At 55.4% G+C, this 15,302-nt stretch carries 15 protein-coding genes and 2 pseudogenes; 12 read left to right on the top strand and 5 right to left on the bottom strand.

The features are described from left to right. Positions 1-38: 38 nt before the first annotated feature. Positions 39-812, bottom strand: coding sequence for an ABC transporter substrate-binding protein (locus ACQKPC_RS16115; RefSeq protein ID WP_401177250.1), 774 nt, complete (start codon positions 810-812; stop codon positions 39-41). 670 nt (positions 813-1,482) lie between these two features. Beyond that, a complete protein-coding gene (gene acs / locus ACQKPC_RS16110) occupies positions 1,483-3,438 on the bottom strand; it encodes an acetate--CoA ligase (protein WP_427625507.1) in 1,956 nt (651 codons plus the stop codon). A gap of 468 nt (positions 3,439-3,906) precedes the next feature. On the opposite strand from acs, the gene ACQKPC_RS16105 reads away from it, so the two are divergent. From ACQKPC_RS16105 to ACQKPC_RS16050, 12 genes and pseudogenes are all read left to right on the top strand, one after another. Then, positions 3,907-4,170, top strand: a complete 264-nt coding sequence (locus ACQKPC_RS16105) for a DUF2790 domain-containing protein (protein ID WP_123495813.1) — start codon at positions 3,907-3,909, stop codon at positions 4,168-4,170. Between the two features lie 188 nt (positions 4,171-4,358). Then, entirely contained in the window at positions 4,359-4,631 is a 273-nt protein-coding gene (locus ACQKPC_RS16100) for a hypothetical protein (RefSeq protein WP_123495811.1), read from the top strand. Between the two features lie 646 nt (positions 4,632-5,277). Beyond that, positions 5,278-6,528, top strand: coding sequence for a ribonucleotide-diphosphate reductase subunit beta (locus ACQKPC_RS16095; RefSeq protein WP_007905373.1), 1,251 nt, complete (start codon positions 5,278-5,280; stop codon positions 6,526-6,528). 389 nt (positions 6,529-6,917) lie between these two features. Further along, positions 6,918-7,451, top strand: a complete 534-nt coding sequence (locus tag ACQKPC_RS16090; RefSeq protein ID WP_427625506.1) for a BRO-N domain-containing protein — start codon at positions 6,918-6,920, stop codon at positions 7,449-7,451. A gap of 116 nt (positions 7,452-7,567) precedes the next feature. Further along, positions 7,568-8,281, top strand: a complete 714-nt coding sequence (locus ACQKPC_RS16085; protein WP_427625505.1) for an HNH endonuclease — start codon at positions 7,568-7,570, stop codon at positions 8,279-8,281. A gap of 190 nt (positions 8,282-8,471) precedes the next feature. Continuing rightward, positions 8,472-9,650 (top strand): colicin E3/pyocin S6 family cytotoxin, encoded by a 1,179-nt coding sequence (locus tag ACQKPC_RS16080; protein ID WP_427625504.1) that lies wholly within the window; start codon positions 8,472-8,474, stop codon positions 9,648-9,650. Then, complete coding sequence (locus ACQKPC_RS16075; RefSeq protein WP_028939376.1) at positions 9,647-9,874, top strand: hypothetical protein; 228 nt, start codon at positions 9,647-9,649, stop codon at positions 9,872-9,874. Before ACQKPC_RS16080 ends, ACQKPC_RS16075 begins: the two co-directional genes overlap by 4 nt. 19 nt (positions 9,875-9,893) lie before the next feature. Continuing rightward, positions 9,894-10,314 (top strand): annotated as a pseudogene (locus tag ACQKPC_RS16070) (S-type pyocin domain-containing protein); the annotation flags it as partial. A gap of 84 nt (positions 10,315-10,398) precedes the next feature. Beyond that, positions 10,399-10,770, top strand: a complete 372-nt coding sequence (locus ACQKPC_RS16065) for a type II toxin-antitoxin system RelE/ParE family toxin (RefSeq protein ID WP_427625503.1) — start codon at positions 10,399-10,401, stop codon at positions 10,768-10,770. Then, positions 10,748-11,068, top strand: a complete 321-nt coding sequence (locus ACQKPC_RS16060) for a helix-turn-helix domain-containing protein (RefSeq protein ID WP_427625502.1) — start codon at positions 10,748-10,750, stop codon at positions 11,066-11,068. Before ACQKPC_RS16065 ends, ACQKPC_RS16060 begins: the two co-directional genes overlap by 23 nt. A 6-nt stretch (positions 11,069-11,074) precedes the next feature. Further along, positions 11,075-11,194: pseudogene (locus tag ACQKPC_RS16055) on the top strand (HNH endonuclease); the annotation flags it as partial. Between the two features lie 524 nt (positions 11,195-11,718). After that, a complete protein-coding gene (locus ACQKPC_RS16050) occupies positions 11,719-12,708 on the top strand; it encodes a hypothetical protein (RefSeq protein WP_427625501.1) in 990 nt (329 codons plus the stop codon). Positions 12,709-12,711: 3 nt separating this feature from the next. Here ACQKPC_RS16050 and ACQKPC_RS16045 read toward each other — a convergent pair whose 3' ends face one another. The 3 genes from ACQKPC_RS16045 to ACQKPC_RS16035 all read right to left on the bottom strand — a co-directional run bounded on the left by ACQKPC_RS16045 (position 12,712) and on the right by ACQKPC_RS16035 (position 15,273). After that, positions 12,712-13,899, bottom strand: coding sequence for a hypothetical protein (locus ACQKPC_RS16045; RefSeq protein ID WP_427625500.1), 1,188 nt, complete (start codon positions 13,897-13,899; stop codon positions 12,712-12,714). Between the two features lie 115 nt (positions 13,900-14,014). Next, positions 14,015-14,383: a hypothetical protein gene (locus ACQKPC_RS16040; RefSeq protein ID WP_427625499.1), complete on the bottom strand. Its 369-nt coding sequence runs from the start codon at positions 14,381-14,383 to the stop codon at positions 14,015-14,017. Positions 14,384-14,454: 71 nt separating this feature from the next. Next, positions 14,455-15,273, bottom strand: coding sequence for a sulfite exporter TauE/SafE family protein (locus ACQKPC_RS16035; protein ID WP_427625498.1), 819 nt, complete (start codon positions 15,271-15,273; stop codon positions 14,455-14,457). Between the last annotated feature and the right edge of the window lie 29 nt (positions 15,274-15,302).

The following is a 15,302-nucleotide window of genomic DNA, read 5'->3' as shown; positions in this document are numbered from 1 at the left end:
CTGTTGCTTGCGCCATTTCGGACTTGTTGCGGGGACGATTACTTGCCGTAGATATCGAAGGCGAAGTACTTGTCCTGGATTTGCTTGTACTTGCCGTTCTCGCGAATGGCCGCGATCGCGGTGTTGATCTTGTCTTTCAGCGCGTCGCCCTTGCGAACTGCGATACCCACGCCGTCGCCGAAGTATTTGACGTCGGTGAAGGCCGGGCCAACGAAGGCGAAACCTTTGCCGGCGTCGGTTTTCAGGAAACCGTCATCCAGCAGGGTAGCGTCTGCCACGGTGCCGTCGAGGCGACCGGCGGCCACGTCGAGGTAGATTTCGTTCTGCGAACCGTAAGGCTTGATCTCGGCACCCAGCGGGGCCAGGACTTCGCGGGCGAAACGCTCGTGGATCGAACCACGTTGCACGCCGATGTTCTTGCCCTTCAACTCAGCCAGGCTTTCGCTGACTGCAGTGCCGGCCTTCATGACCAGGCGAGCCGGGGTGTTGTAGTACTTGTTGGTGAAGTCCACGGACTTCTTGCGGTCTTCGGTGATCGACATGGACGACAGGATTGCGTCGATCTTGCGCACCTTGAGTGCCGGGATCAGGCCGTCGAACTCTTGCTCGACCCACACGCACTTGACCTTCATCTCTTCGCACAGGGCGTTGCCGATGTCGTAGTCAAAACCCACGATGCTGCCGTCCGGCGCTTTGGAGGCGAACGGAGGGTAAGCTGCTTCGATACCGATTTTTACGGGCTTGTCATCGGCGAAGGTCGGCAGGGACAGCACGGACAGCGCCAGGGCGCCAAGCAGCACAAGTTTCTTCATCTTGGGACTCCATCGGTAAAGGGCAAAAACGGCAGAGTGAGCAACAGCCCAATATGCGAATGGGTTAAACCGCAAAGCGGTGCTGCGTCCTAGGAACCGTGCGCTGATTTCAACACAGGCAACGACGAGCGAGTGATCGGCATTCTAACGACAGGCCCGAAGCCGATATTTCTTCAATGCGACAACAAATTACAGATGCACCGAGAAAGCCGCCTGAGCGCGTTGACAGCCTTGCAATTTCATGCAAGAGCAAAAGACAGTGAACCGATCTATATTGCAAATTGCGGGCCTATTATTGGCAAACCCTTCTAATCCGGCAAGCGCAGCGTGGTGTCTTATTTTTCATGGCGGGTTTAGAGGCCCTGTGACGGGGCTTTGCGTTTCCCATCGCCCCGTAGCGGAGCGCGCGGTTACACATTCAGTTACTTGAAGGGTGATGGGTAACAGTGGGAATGGGCCTACGGCGGACATCGATAATTATTGGCACTCCCGCTGATCGTTCCCACGCTCCGCGTGGGAATGCATCCCGTGACGCTCTGCGTCACAGCGTCAACGGCGGACGCGGAGCGTCCATTGCGGCATTCCCACGCAGAGCATGGGAACGATCAATACGAAAAAACCCCACCAGGCTCAACACCTGGTGGGGTTTCGATGACTCAAAAATCAGCGCTTACGCGACGTTCATGGTCTTGTGCGTATCAATCAAGTGCTGCACCACACCCGGATCAGCCAAGGTCGAAATATCCCCCAACCCATCGTATTCGGCCGTCGCAATCTTGCGCAGAATCCGGCGCATGATCTTGCCAGAACGGGTTTTCGGCAGCCCCGGCGCCCACTGAATCACATCCGGCGAAGCAATCGGACCGATTTCCTTACGCACCCAGTTTTTCAGTTCCAGGCGCAGTTGTTCGCTCGGCTCTTCGCCAGCATTCAACGTGACATAGACATAAATGCCCTGCCCCTTGATGTCGTGTGGCACACCGACCACCGCCGCTTCGGCGACTTTCGGGTGTGCAACCATCGCGCTTTCGATTTCGGCGGTGCCCATGCGGTGCCCGGAAACGTTAAGCACGTCATCCACGCGACCGGTGATCCAGTAGTAACCGTCCGCATCACGACGTGCACCGTCACCGGTGAAATACATGCCACGGAACGTCTTGAAGTAGGTATCGACGAAGCGGTCATGGTCGCCAAACAGCGTGCGCGCCTGGCCTGGCCACGAGTCGAGAATCACCAGGTTACCCTCGGCAACGCCTTCGATGATGTTGCCCAGGTTGTCCACCAGCGCCGGCACCACGCCGAAGAACGGCCGTGCCGCAGAGCCAGGTTTCAGAGCATGAGCGCCCGGCAGCGGGCTCATCATGTTGCCGCCGGTTTCGGTCTGCCACCAGGTATCGACGATCGGGCAACGGGATTGGCCGACGTTCTTGTAGTACCAATCCCACGCTTCCGGGTTAATCGGCTCACCGACCGAACCCAACAGACGCAGGCTGCTGCCATCGGCACCTTCAACAGCTGCAGTGCCCGACGCCATCATCGCGCGGATCGCAGTGGGCGCGGTGTAGAGGATGTTGACCTTGTGCTTGTCGACAATCTTCGCCACCCGGGTGATGTCCGGATAGTTCGGCACGCCTTCGAACAGCAGCGTGGTCGCGCCATTGGCCAGCGGGCCGTAGACGATATAAGAGTGGCCAGTGACCCAGCCGACGTCGGCGGTGCACCAGTAGATTTCCCCCGGACGGTAATCGAACACGCGCTCGTGGGTCATCGCCGCATACAGCAGGTAACCGCCAGTGGTGTGCTGCACGCCCTTTGGCTTACCGGTGGAGCCGGAGGTATAAAGGATGAACAGCGCTTCTTCGGCGCCCATCTCTTTCGGCGCGCACACACTGCCCGCCACTTTCATCAGGTCTTCGTACCAGATGTCGCGATGCTGGTTCCACTTGATGTTGCCACCGGTGCGCTTGCACACGATGACTTTCTGAATGCTGCTGGTTTCCGGGTTGGTCAGTGCGTCGTCGACGTTGGACTTGAGCGAAATCTTCTTGCCGGCACGAATGCCTTCGTCGGCGGTAATCACCACTTTCGAACGGCAGTCGATGATGCGACCGGCCAGGGCTTCCGGCGAGAAACCACCAAACACCACCGAGTGAATCGCGCCGATCCGGGTGCAGGCCAGCATGGCGACCACGGCTTCGGGGATCATCGGCATATAGATCGTCACCACGTCGCCGCGATGCACATCCTGGCCGCGCAAGGCGTTGGCGAACTTGCAGACTTGTTCGTGCAGCTCGCGGTAAGTGATGTTGCGGCTTTCGGCAGGGTCATCCCCTTCCCAAATAATCGCGATTTGATCGCCGCGCTCGGCCAGATGACGGTCGAGGCAGTTGTAGGAAACGTTCAGCGTGCCGTCGGCGAACCATTTGATGTCGACATGGTGATCGTCGAAGGACGTCTGCTTCACCGTGGTGAAAGGCTTGATCCAGTCGAGGCGCTTGGCTTGTTCACGCCAGAAGCCGTCCGGGTTGACGACCGACTGCTGGTACATGGCCTTATAGGTGGCCTCGTCAGTCAGCGTGTTGGCTAGAACCTCGGGACGAACGGGATACAAAGAAGCCGCACTCATCTTTCTTACCTCGGTGGAATAGTTGTTTTTGTATGGCTCCAGTTGTAGCCGGGCCGGGCCTATAGAACCATTCGACGATGGTAGTAACAAGCCCCTACAAAATGTGGCTATACCGCGACAAGGCGCTCAAACCCGGCTATTAGGGCCTGCGTAGAAGCAGGCGAAGCCTGTGATCTTTTGATCTTCGGCTTTTTAAGTCGAAAGATCGCAATCTTCGGCAGATTCTGCGCAGTGGATTCGGGCGGGCTCTCGGGGATTGTTACCAAATCTGCCAAAAGTGTTTATCAAAAGCACGGCTATATGCACGCCACCGCCAGGCCTAAAATCAGCCTCGCCAACAAGGCAGCGTGATTAACCCAGTTGCAGCCCCCACGAAGGCAGTTAATCCAAGACTCTTTATTAAAGCTCCACACGCAATCCAAAAAACGATTGCGCGACCCCATTCGACCTCAGAAAGGTAAATTTGAAATGAAAGCTTTATGGGTTCTGGTCCTCAGCAGTCTGTGCGTAACCGCCATGGCGGATGAGGTCCCGACTGATGTCGCACAGCAACAACCCGCTATTGAGGAATACACCTACTCCACCCACCTGGACATCGCCAAAGTCATATCGATGAGCGAAATCCCGAATGTCTGCGAAGTGGTTCCAGCCAAAATGGAATACGACGACTCCAAAGGTCAGCGGCACATTCTGCGCTACAGCGTCATGGGCAACGGCTGCTCTAACGGCTGATCCGCCCCCCCTCTTATTTATCAAGGCTCGACCCATCCGCCCGCTTTAAAGGCAGATGAAGCGCCGAGCACTACATCGATAAATACGATTGTTTTCAGCGTTTATTTGCGCTTTTTAATCAAAATAGTTGGCGTAGGATGAATTCCACACCCAAGGCACACAACGCCAACGAACCTGGAGATACCACCATGAAAACCAAACTGATCCTCGCCCTGACCCTTTCCGTCCTGGCCGCCAATACCTTCGCCGCCGATGGTTACGACCACACTGGTTCGGCTGCTTTCACTGAAGCGGCTGTCGCTTCTGACGGTTACGACCACACTGGTTCGGCCTCTTTCGCTTCCGATGGTTTTGATCACACCGGCGCTGCCAAAGTCGCTGCTGACGGCTTTGATCACACCGGCGCTGCCAAGGTCGCTGCCGATGGTTCTGATCACGTAGGTGCTGGTCGCCTCAGCTGAAAACCGAAAGCGACATTAAAGCCCGACTTCGGTCGGGCTTAGTTGTGTCTGGAGTGGTCAAAAATCGACCAAAACCACTACATGTAGTAAAAAATGCTGTTTTTGGTTGTTTTTTGAGCAATCCATTTCAAGAACATTTTCAGCCAAAAACTACCCCCACAAAAACGGCTCCCCTCCCCCGAAAGCCCCGCCCCACCGGGCTTGCAACACAACAACAGACCATAACCACGCGAACACCCAGCCCTCACCGTCAAAAACAAGCCAAAACAGACGAAAAAAAAACTTCCTCCGCCAAAGCCCTGTAAACCCTCGCTCCAACCTGAAAACGCCCCTCGCCGACCGCTGCGAGTGCCATTTCGCCGCACCACGGGGCCGAAAATTTCCTTATAATGCGGACTTAAACGGGCCTGCAATATTCCCTTACAGGGGTGAAAAGCCAGTCTGAAGCCCACGCAGAGCGGTTCACGTTTTCTGCGCCCATCGGCGGCTTCGGAACACCCGTACAAAATTCTGTTTATTGCCTGCGTTGTACTGCTGCAAAAAACGATTTCCTTTAGATCCAACGCGGCCAGAAACGGCTGTGTGAAAAACCAACCTATCAGTTTTCACACGGGCAATCTGGCCCTCACGCAGGAGACGACACGTCATGCTGAGCTGGGACGAATTCGACAAAGAAGACAGCGGCGAGACCGTGGTAAAAGGCGCCAACGCCGGCCACGCGACTGAAGCCAACATGGACCGACTCGACACCGCTGGTGGTGTCGCCGCTCAAGAAGCTCGCGCTGTTACCGCGACCGACTCTGCCGCAATCGCCCGTGCCAAAGCTGCCCTGGACACCCTCGACGTCGCCGAAGGCCTCGCCGAACTCGAAGGCGCCTCCGCCCGCGTTGCTGTCGACGAAAAGCGCATGATCAACTGCCGTGCCGACCTCAACCAACTCGTACCGTTCAAGTACGACTGGGCCTGGCAGAAGTATCTGGACGGTTGCGCAAACCACTGGATGCCGCAAGAAGTCAACATGACCGCCGACATCGCCCTCTGGAAAGACCCGGAAGGCCTGACCGACGACGAGCGCCGCATCGTGATGCGCAACCTCGGCTTCTTCTCCACCGCCGACTCCCTGGTTGCCAACAACCTGGTCCTGGCTGTGTACCGCCTGATCACCAACCCGGAATGCCGCCAGTACATCCTGCGCCAGGCCTTCGAAGAGGCGATCCACACCCACGCCTACCAGTACTGCATCGAATCGTTGGCCATGGATGAAGGCGAAATCTTCAACATGTACCACGAGATCCCATCGGTCGCGAAAAAAGCCACCTGGGGCCTGAAATACACCCGTTCGATCTCAGATCCGAAGTTCGAAACCGGCACCGTCGAAACCGACAAAGAACTGCTGCGCAACCTGATCGCCTACTACTGCGTTCTGGAAGGCATCTTCTTCTACTGCGGCTTCACCCAAATCCTCTCCATGGGCCGCCGCAACAAAATGACCGGCGTCGCCGAGCAGTTCCAGTACATCCTGCGCGACGAATCCATGCACCTGAACTTCGGCATCGACGTGATCAACCAGATCAAAATCGAAAACCCGCATTTGTGGGATGCTGAAATGAAGGAAGAAGCGAGCCAGATGATTCTGCAAGGGACTCAGCTGGAGATCGAATACGCACGGGATACCATGCCTCGTGGGGTGTTGGGCATGAATGCGGCGATGATGGAGGATTACCTGAAGTTTATTGCTAACCGTCGTTTGTCGCAGATTGGGTTGAAGGAAGAGTATCCAGGGACGACTAACCCGTTCCCTTGGATGAGCGAGATTATGGACTTGAAGAAAGAGAAGAATTTCTTTGAGACTCGGGTTATTGAATACCAAACCGGTGGTGCGCTTAGCTGGGATTGATTCCTGAGCTAGCCGTGATTTGACGATGTAAATCGGAAAATCGAATTGCAAGAGGCCCCGATCTGATCGGGGCCTTTTATTGGGTAAGAAAATTCCCACTAATTTCGGCCTTCGCTACTAAAACTCCTACAACAATTCCAGCACCGTCCGCGTTGATGTCGTTTCAGAGCATCTCTAAGCTCTATAGCAGGTGCCTAAGAAACGCCCAACGTAGAAGCTAACTTCCTTTCCACAGTACGCGCGCTGATATCAGTGATATACGCGCAATCCTGTGAGTGGGAGAAACAGCCTGTTGGGATTTCTTAGATCCTCTACGTCGGGTTCTGGCCCTCTTCCACTCATACGTAGAGGTAATGGATATGCCTGCAGAAACTCCCCACCGATCGGTCATGCGTGATCCCTTTAGGCCGACGATCTTCACCCGCCACAACCTCCACCTCCACGCCCTTCTTCTTGAAAATCAACCATGGTTCTGCGCCCGCGATATTGGCCGTTTAATGGGTGTCCATCTGAGTAATCGTATGGTCAGCAAACTGGATAAAGATCAGCGTCGCGTTTTGTGGATTGAGTATTTCCGGCAACCAGAAAAACAGCTGATGCTCAGCGAGTCCGGCGTGTATGCGCTTTTGGTGTATCACTATGTTCCAGGGAATCGGTTGCTGCGAGAGTGGTTGACCCATCAGGTGGTGCCAGCCTTACGCGATGCAAAACCCTCGAAAAATTCGGATCGTCCGATGTTGAGTGTGTTGGATTGGCCGGAGATGTCGTTGAGTTTGCTTCATTGGCAGGATGAAAGTTGGATTCGGCTTCGGGACATGCCGTACCTGTTGAGCGATCAATCGCAGCGGCACGTGACGGTGGTTAGGCCTTGGTGGCGGAAGGTTGCGCAGGTATTTCAGTCGTCGAAGCATTCGATGGGTTAGAAGACGTGTTTGTAGGATCTCTTGCGAGATCCATCGCTATTTTTTGTAGGAATTTTCGTAGACAGCTGTAATGGCCACTCAGTATCGTCCGAGGGTTTTCAACCCTCGGCGATTGTATGGACACTGGAAAGAGCAACAGCGATTGGAGTGACGCGGAGATTCAGGCTGCGGTCGATGCCTATCTCAGCATGTTGTCACGCGAGCAAAGCGGTCAGAAGGTCAATAAGGCTCACGAGAATCGCGTCCTGCGCGAAGGTGCCTTAGCGGACCGCACCAAAGGTTCGGTTGAGTTTCGGATGCAGAACATCTCTACCGTGCTGGTCGAACTCGGACGAGATCGCATTGAGGGATACAAACCCGCCAAGAATGTCGGTGCGAATGTTGCGCGTAGCATTCGTGAAGCGCTGAGCGCGCCGAATACTGTAACGCCAGAAGACTTTGCCCCGACCGCCGATGAAGCAACGCTAGAACAACGTGCTGCCAAACTTGAGAAACGACCGTTCAAAGGCGAGCCGAAAGGGATTTTGAAACCACAACAAGTGCCGAGCTCGAGCAACTCTTTTGTACGCGATCCTGAGGTTAGGGCCTGGGTGCGGAAAGAGGCCAAGGGTATCTGCGAGGGTTGCGGAAAACCGGCTCCGTTTGAAAAGGACGGCAGGCCGTTTCTTGAGGTTCATCACGTTAAGCATTTGGCCCAGTTTGGATCGGATCGTCCTAGCAATGCTGTGGCTCTGTGCCCGAACTGTCATCGACGTTGTCACCATTCGAGCGACCGGGATGAGTTCACAGCTTCACTATTCCAGAAGGTGGAGCGGTTGAAGTTTGAGTGATTGGGCCTGGAAAACTTCATCGGCGCATGTACACGAAGGCGGCGAGTCGTAAGGATTGCGCTGCCGTCCTGAAAAAAAGAAAACACCTAGAGTCATTCAGGACTCGTCCTACAGCCACGATTAGCCACGTTCGTTAACGTCGCGCAGCCCCTTTTCCGGGGCTGCCGATGGATGAACGAAAGGATGATCAGTGGCTGGCAACAAGGACATTCCGCGGATTAAGAATCCACCCTCCGGTGATGGGCATCACGTCACCTACCGCTACATGACTGCCACCGAAGTGGCCGAACGGGACGCCAGACAAAAAGCCTACGAGGCCATGCTCGCCAGGCAAGACGCCTTCGAACGCAGCCGTCAGGTCATAGCGGAAAAGCAAAGGTCCACTCAAGCCGGATGTGTCTTCGCCAAGTCCTGCAAGCTGCCTGACGCAATCATCGATTACTCGAATCCCTCAGGGATGGTGCCGACCGATAGCCTGAAAGACTACGGCGACCTGATTCTGCTGGGTGCTCGCGAAGCGGATGTATCGGGCGCAGTGCCACTGAAGAAGATCAGTGGCACTGCGATTCCCGGCGGTCTGGGCTCCCTCGCCCTGGCCGGCTCGGCATTCACCGCTGCTCCCGTGGCCGCGGCGAGCGCCGTAACAGCAACGCTGATTGGCCTTGTTGCGCTGGTCACACCATCGAGTCTGGGCGACAGCTCGCTTTACACCGAAGACCAACTCCGTTCGCTGAAACAGGCCCGTACCCGCGTTCGCCTGCGGGTCGAGCAACAGACTGATGGCAGCCTCAAGGGATACGGTTTCTACACCGGCAAAAATCGCGATTGGGAAATGGTTGATGTCGTGCAGTTCACATTGCGTGGCAGCCAGCAGGTGGCTGACCTCGGTGACGGCGTTGAACTGATCTGGACGCCGGCCGTGGATGGTTCCGACATCCTAGGCATTCCGACGCTGGAGGCTGCCCCGCAAGCGCCGCATATCTGGGTTTACCCGCCGACGAAAGCGGCTGACAGCATCATCGTGAACCCGGTACATCCGCCGGAGTACAAGGACTTCATTCTGGTGTTTCCCGTGGAGTCGGGGGTAAGGCCGGTCTATGTCGTTGTCAGTATTTCTCATCATTACTACCCGAAGCCACATACCTTGCCGGCCTTCCCGGATGCAAAATGGGCCCCAGGCAAAACCCGCATGAAGGGCGGGGGCCTACGTCCTCGTTGGAAGGATAAAAAAGGCACGATTTACGAATGGGACTTCCAGCACGGCGCAGTGGAGAAATACAACAAACGCGGAAAACACTTGGGCGAGTTTGATCACGCATCAGGCAATCAGACAAAACCTGCAGACCCAACGAGGACGGTAGAGCCATGAAGCACACGGTGATGGGTATCTATGAGGGAGACGACTTTGCTTCTTATGAGAACGTGCTTCCGATCAAAAGCGAGGAGCTCGCGGTATTGATGGGCTGGAAGGATCAAGAGGACTATGTGTATGACTACCAATTGACGAAGGATCAAATTACAGCCATTGAACAGGCCTGCTCGGTTTCGTTTCCATCCGATCTCATTCTTTTTTTAACCACCAGTCAAAATTGACGTGTGATGGGTTTACGGTGTTTTGAAAGTCACACAATCGAGTCTGGGCGACAGCTCGCTTAGAAGTCCAACTCCGTGCGCTCAAACAAGCCCGTACCCGCGTTCGCCTGCGAGTCGAGCAACAAACTGACGGCAGCCTCAAGGGATACGGTTTCTACACCGGCAAAAACCGCGATTGGGAAATGGATGATGTCGTGCAGTTCACATTGCGTGACAGCCAGCAGGTGGCTGACCTGGCTGACGGCATTGAACTGATCTGGACCCCGGCCGTAGATGGTTCCGACATCTTGGGCATTCCTGCGCTGGAGGCTGCCCCGCAAGCGCCGCATATCTGGGTTTACCCGCCGACGAAAGCGGCTGACAGCATCATCGTGAACCCGGTATATCCGCCGGAGTACAAGGACTTCATTCTGGTGTTTCCGGCTGATTCAGGGATTTTGACATAAACGGCGCTATTCGGGAGACTCACGCCTTTGACACCTATACCACTGAGTGGTAGGTTTATGCATCAAAGGGAAAAGCTTATGCCAATGAGGGTATTCAAAACAAAGACCTTTGCTGTTGCAGCAAAGAAAGCAGCGATCACAGATGCTGATCTCTGTGAAGCGGTGCAGGAAGTCGTGAACGGACAAGCCGATGATTTGGGCGGAGGAGTTTGGAAAAAACGCCTCAATGAAAACCGTCATCGCTCGATCATTCTTGCCAAAGGCCGTGGCTATTGGGTGTATCAGTTCCTGTTTGCCAAGAAAGATCAGGACAACATCACTAAAAAGGAATTGGCCGCGTTTAAGAAGCTTGCTGATGCCTATAAAGGTTTGAGCAAGGAGCAAGTCCAGCTTCTATTGGACGGAAAAGAATTTGTGGAGATATGCAATGGCGAAAAAATTCAAAAGTGAGGCTTTCGAGTCGATTCACAGCTCGGCTGAAGCACTGCTGAAAATCGGCGCTATCGACAAGGCCACTATGCGGGAATTCGACGAGACCTGCATTGCTGATGTGCCCGCTGAAATCCCGCCAGCTCAGATCAAGAAGATTCGTCTGCGTAGTCACGTCAGTCAGCCGGTTTTTGCCCGCTACCTGAACACAAGCGCATCGACAGTTAAGCAGTGGGAAGCCGGCGACAAGCGCCCTGGAGGGATGGCCCTTAAACTGCTCAGCATCGTGGAAAAACACGGCATCGAAATACTGGCTTAACTGTTGGCTAAAGGCGTCTGCGAAGATTGCGGTCAGAACGCATCGTTGGAGGTGGACGGGTTGCCGTTTCTTGAAGTCCATCATGTGAAACATTTGGCTCAGAAAGGGTCGGATAGTGTTGGAAACATCAATACCTCCAGCATTCCCTTAGCCTGCTTGATCGATATTTCCCAAATCGACGCGGCGCTTACCAAGACCTGATTACGCGGCTCCCCTATCACTTGTCGAGCATCCGCGCCCAGGGCAGGATCATCGGACAGCCACCAAAGAAACGCATAGGCTCCAACAACAAGCGTCTCATCGGCAGCCCTCAAATCCATCAATGATGTCGTCAGGGGTTTTGTCAAAATCCGCAGACATCCGAATCTTCCCCTTCAATCGTCCAGGTTTACGCGCCGAGATGTCTCGACATGAGGCAGCAGATCCAGATAAGGCTTGCCCGTTCAGTCATATGGCACCTCCACAGAGTTAGCCAAGCTAGCTGAAGCCTGAGATTTCCGACAGGCAAGGTATCGAGCTGACCGTCTGTCAAAAATGGCGTTTCAAGCCCTGTCCAACGATCAACGTGGCCCACCGCTTGAATCAACAGGTGCGCCATCTCATGCTACCCGCTATTAATACCCTTCCCCACTCAAGGACCCGAGCCCACCATGAAATTCGACCTCGCCTACTGCCTCAGCCTCGACGACAAGCTGTCGATTTATGACGTGCGCGATTTGAATTTCGACGAGACGATGGATTTCGATTCCGCCAAGGAGCATTTCCAGTGCCCCAATGATGCCTGCCGTTTGGCGTTCGATGCGGCCAACGTGTTGGGGACGTTCAACGCCAAGAATGTGAATTACGAGCGCACGCCGCATTTCAAAAACATCCCCAGCACGCGGCATGTCGAGGGTTGTCCTTATGTCAGCCTGAAGACGCCGGCGTCGGGCCTGGAGGCGGATGGTGCGGAATCGGATGACAGTCGCGAGGAGCATTTTCCGTCGGAGTTGTTGCTGACTCGGCGTGAGTATGTGCGCAAGCCTGCGAGCCCGGCGGTGGCGGCGGATGTCATGCGGGATGACCCAAAACCAGCTTCAACGGCCAGTAACGTCGAGCACCCGAGCCGGGAGTCGGCGCCGGACAAGACCAGTGTCTTCGCCCATCCGGTGGAGTGTTTTGTGTCGAACTTCGAGGACAAGGAGCTGCTCAAGCGCATGCCGCTGAAGATTGGCGAGCACTCGACGCCTTATGGGTCTTTCTTCAAGAAGATCGAATACCTGCAGGACAACAAGGGGCTGATTTACTGGGGCAAGATCAAGGAGATCAAGGATTACACCCAGAGCTTTCGCATCGATTTCGAGCAGAAGGTCTGGTTCAAGCAACCGGACGAGGCGAAGAAGAAGCCTTACTCGGTGAATGTTTATTTGAGCAAGAAGCTGATCGACAACTACCGCAAGCGCAAGGCGTTTCTGGAAGAGATCAAGCACGCGGTCGACAGTGACGCCGAGTTGTATTGCTTCTTCTATGGCGTGACGCCGGAGTTGAAGCAGGTGCCGAGCAAGAAAAACCCCGAACAGACGTTCGGGGTGTTCAGTGCCAATATTGAGAACCTGGATCACTTCATTATTCGTGAAGCGCCGGGGTTGGCGTCGGGGTAAGGCTTAGTTCTGGGGCAGCTCAAGTTTGACCGCTCCAGGATGTTGTTTGACCACGGCGTACGGCAGCACTGACCAGCCCGGGTCATCGCAACTGCGTTGCACGCGGGCGAAGTACGGTCCCAGGTACAGGCCTTTTGCAGTGAAGTACCAGTTGGAATAACCCCAAACGCTTTCGTCGGTGTAGTCGCAGCTGTCCTCGTCCACCGGCTTCTGCATGTCGTTGGGGTACAGCGCGGTGAATTGCTTGATCACCCACGGTATGAATACTTCGCGCTGATAGGTGGATCGCGCGTTGTCCTCTTCCTCGGTCAAGGCTGTGTCGCCCATGCCGTCGCGATCGGCGTGCAGCAGCGGCTTGCCTTTGCCAACCCACAATACGTCCTCCAGCGACAGGTTATGACCGGTGTGAACGTCGAGGTTGATCGGCGAATTGCCAAAATCCGGGTGAGCGCCGCCGCAGTAATAGCTGGTGGAGATGTTCAGGCTGACCACATCGGGCGACAGGAATTGGGGACTGACACCTTGATCGAACTCGGCATTATCTGACCCCTGCAGCACACAACCGTGGTAGCTGATAACTTCGCTCCAGAGCCGCCCCAACAATTGCTGATTGATTCGCTGCTGATCGGCTTTCGGATAGCCGGACTCGACGCTGAACATGGAGAGACTGGACTCGGGCTGCGTCCACCATTGCAGGTCATAGCCCATGAAGGACTCTTTCTTGCCCGGCTTGAGCTTCAAGCCTTGCAGGCGGAGATATTCGTAGGGGTCGCTTTTCGGCAGCGCGGCGATGAAGGGCAATGTGTCTGCCGTCGGTGCCGGGAGCTTGGCCTCGGTCAACTGCATTTGAAGGACTTTGCCCTTGGGGCTTTTCCATTCGCCTTGCCAGCCGTTGGCCGTTTCTTGCAGCTTCAGGGTTGGCAGGGGTTTGTCGTCGCCGTAACGGTTGTTGCCTTCGGTTAGCGTCAGGGTCTCTTCTTGCAGCGAGCCGCTCAGCTCGAGGTCGCGATGGTACTTTTCATAGAAGTAGCGGCCGGTGACTTCGTCCGGCTGGTTGGTGTTGAGTTCCAGCACGATCGGCATTTTGCCCAGCGTGCCGGTGAAGACGCGATTGTTGCCTTCGGCATCGGCTGTCGAACAGAACGCGAGTAATAACGTGGCGCAGGGTGCGAAGCGCAATCCTTTGAACATCAAATCATCCTTGAAAGAAGTGAGCGTCTGCTCACGAAATATTGCCGCGAATTATGGTGAATCAACGTCCGAGAATCCGCGGCTTAAGAAGGTGCTGGCAGCTTGCAGTTGAAGATCAGTCCTGTCTCACGATCTCGTCAACCCATTCAAGCTCATAGGGTTGGCGAACAACGCCGGCAATATAATTCAACGCATCTTCACTAAGAATTGATAACTCTGCTTCGGTCAGCAAGTCATGCATGACCATCAAGCTCAAACCTGTAAGCGCGCTGGAGCGAGATTGACTGTTGTAGTCAAAGGCTCGGGCCATGTCCTTGTTCCGATCCTGGATCAATCCATAGAGCATTCCGTATCGAGCGTGAGCTGACAGCGCCCCGTGTTGGGCGATCGTCTTGGCATCGGCAAGAACACCTTGGCAAAATCTATCGAGCGCAATCTTGCGCAGTTCCTTGAACTTCTTCCAGTCACTTTCGAGGATCGGCATGACATTCTCCTGCGTGAAATCTTGAACAGTGCGAAGGCCTATTCTTGCGAATAAGCCGACTGATTCCAACCTCACTTGGCGCACATACTGAGCATCACCAAAACCAGCAAACCAATATAAACCAGCGCATGCACCCGATCCGGTATCCGCCCGATCCACGGCGTGGCCAGCCGAATGCCTAGCACCGAACCGGCAGTCAACACCGCAAACGCCAGCACATCCACATAACCGACAAACCACCGCCCCAAATCAAACTCGGTAAACCCCGCCATCACCATGTAAGTCAGCGTCCCGGCCAGCGCAACCGGCAGACTCAACGGATTGGCCATCGACGTCGCCTTAGACATGCTCAGCCCACAACGCCGCAACAACGGCACGGTCATGACGCTGCCGCCCACGCCGAGAAACGTGGCGATGGTGCCGATGCCTACACCGCCGCCCGACACTTCTGCCCTGCCCAATCGCCGTGGGATTATGGCGTCGGACTGTGTGAGAAAACCGCGTCGGAACAGGCAGTCCAGCATCGTCACGCCGAGGTAGGCGATGAAGGCAAAACGAATCAACTCGCCACTCGCCCACATCGCTGCAACGGCGCCGATGATCGCGCCCAAACCGATGAACCCGCCCAACGGCCACAGGTAATGGCGAATGAGATTACCGGCGCGGTGATGTTTTCCGGTAGCGATCAGGGCGTTGACGATCATCACGCAGGTCGAGGTGGCTACGGCGATGTGCATCGCAGATTGGCTGATGGGGTCGTCGGCGCCGTGGCTGGCCGTGAGCATGCGGTACAGCAGGGGCACGACGACGAAGCCGCCGCCGAAGCCGAACAGCACGGCGGTGACGCCGGTCATGCAGCCGAAGAGTGCCAGCAAGAGGTAGAAGAACATCGCGCATCGTCCGTTGGTTGAGAGTGATC

Origin of the sequence: Pseudomonas sp. NPDC089918, assembly GCF_050280605.1 — a bacterium.
Lineage (GTDB): Bacteria > Pseudomonadota > Gammaproteobacteria > Pseudomonadales > Pseudomonadaceae > Aquipseudomonas.
Note: the sequence above shows the minus strand (reverse complement) of the source record. Positions and strands in the feature narration are given on the sequence as shown.

What these genes read in the sequence shown, in the direction of transcription:
- ACQKPC_RS16115 (WP_401177250.1), bottom strand. Translation starts at nt 812, where the DNA reads ATGAAGAAACTTGTGCTGCTTGGCGCCCTGGCGCTGTCCGTGCTGTCC.
- acs (WP_427625507.1), bottom strand. Translation starts at nt 3,438, where the DNA reads ATGAGTGCGGCTTCTTTGTATCCCGTTCGTCCCGAGGTTCTAGCCAAC.
- ACQKPC_RS16105 (WP_123495813.1), top strand. Translation starts at nt 3,907, where the DNA reads ATGAAAGCTTTATGGGTTCTGGTCCTCAGCAGTCTGTGCGTAACCGCC.
- ACQKPC_RS16100 (WP_123495811.1), top strand. Translation starts at nt 4,359, where the DNA reads ATGAAAACCAAACTGATCCTCGCCCTGACCCTTTCCGTCCTGGCCGCC.
- ACQKPC_RS16095 (WP_007905373.1), top strand. Translation starts at nt 5,278, where the DNA reads ATGCTGAGCTGGGACGAATTCGACAAAGAAGACAGCGGCGAGACCGTG.
- ACQKPC_RS16090 (WP_427625506.1), top strand. Translation starts at nt 6,918, where the DNA reads ATGCGTGATCCCTTTAGGCCGACGATCTTCACCCGCCACAACCTCCAC.
- ACQKPC_RS16085 (WP_427625505.1), top strand. Translation starts at nt 7,568, where the DNA reads ATGGACACTGGAAAGAGCAACAGCGATTGGAGTGACGCGGAGATTCAG.
- ACQKPC_RS16075 (WP_028939376.1), top strand. Translation starts at nt 9,647, where the DNA reads ATGAAGCACACGGTGATGGGTATCTATGAGGGAGACGACTTTGCTTCT.
- ACQKPC_RS16065 (WP_427625503.1), top strand. Translation starts at nt 10,399, where the DNA reads ATGCCAATGAGGGTATTCAAAACAAAGACCTTTGCTGTTGCAGCAAAG.
- ACQKPC_RS16060 (WP_427625502.1), top strand. Translation starts at nt 10,748, where the DNA reads ATGGCGAAAAAATTCAAAAGTGAGGCTTTCGAGTCGATTCACAGCTCG.
- ACQKPC_RS16050 (WP_427625501.1), top strand. Translation starts at nt 11,719, where the DNA reads ATGAAATTCGACCTCGCCTACTGCCTCAGCCTCGACGACAAGCTGTCG.
- ACQKPC_RS16045 (WP_427625500.1), bottom strand. Translation starts at nt 13,899, where the DNA reads ATGTTCAAAGGATTGCGCTTCGCACCCTGCGCCACGTTATTACTCGCG.
- ACQKPC_RS16040 (WP_427625499.1), bottom strand. Translation starts at nt 14,383, where the DNA reads ATGCCGATCCTCGAAAGTGACTGGAAGAAGTTCAAGGAACTGCGCAAG.
- ACQKPC_RS16035 (WP_427625498.1), bottom strand. Translation starts at nt 15,273, where the DNA reads ATGTTCTTCTACCTCTTGCTGGCACTCTTCGGCTGCATGACCGGCGTC.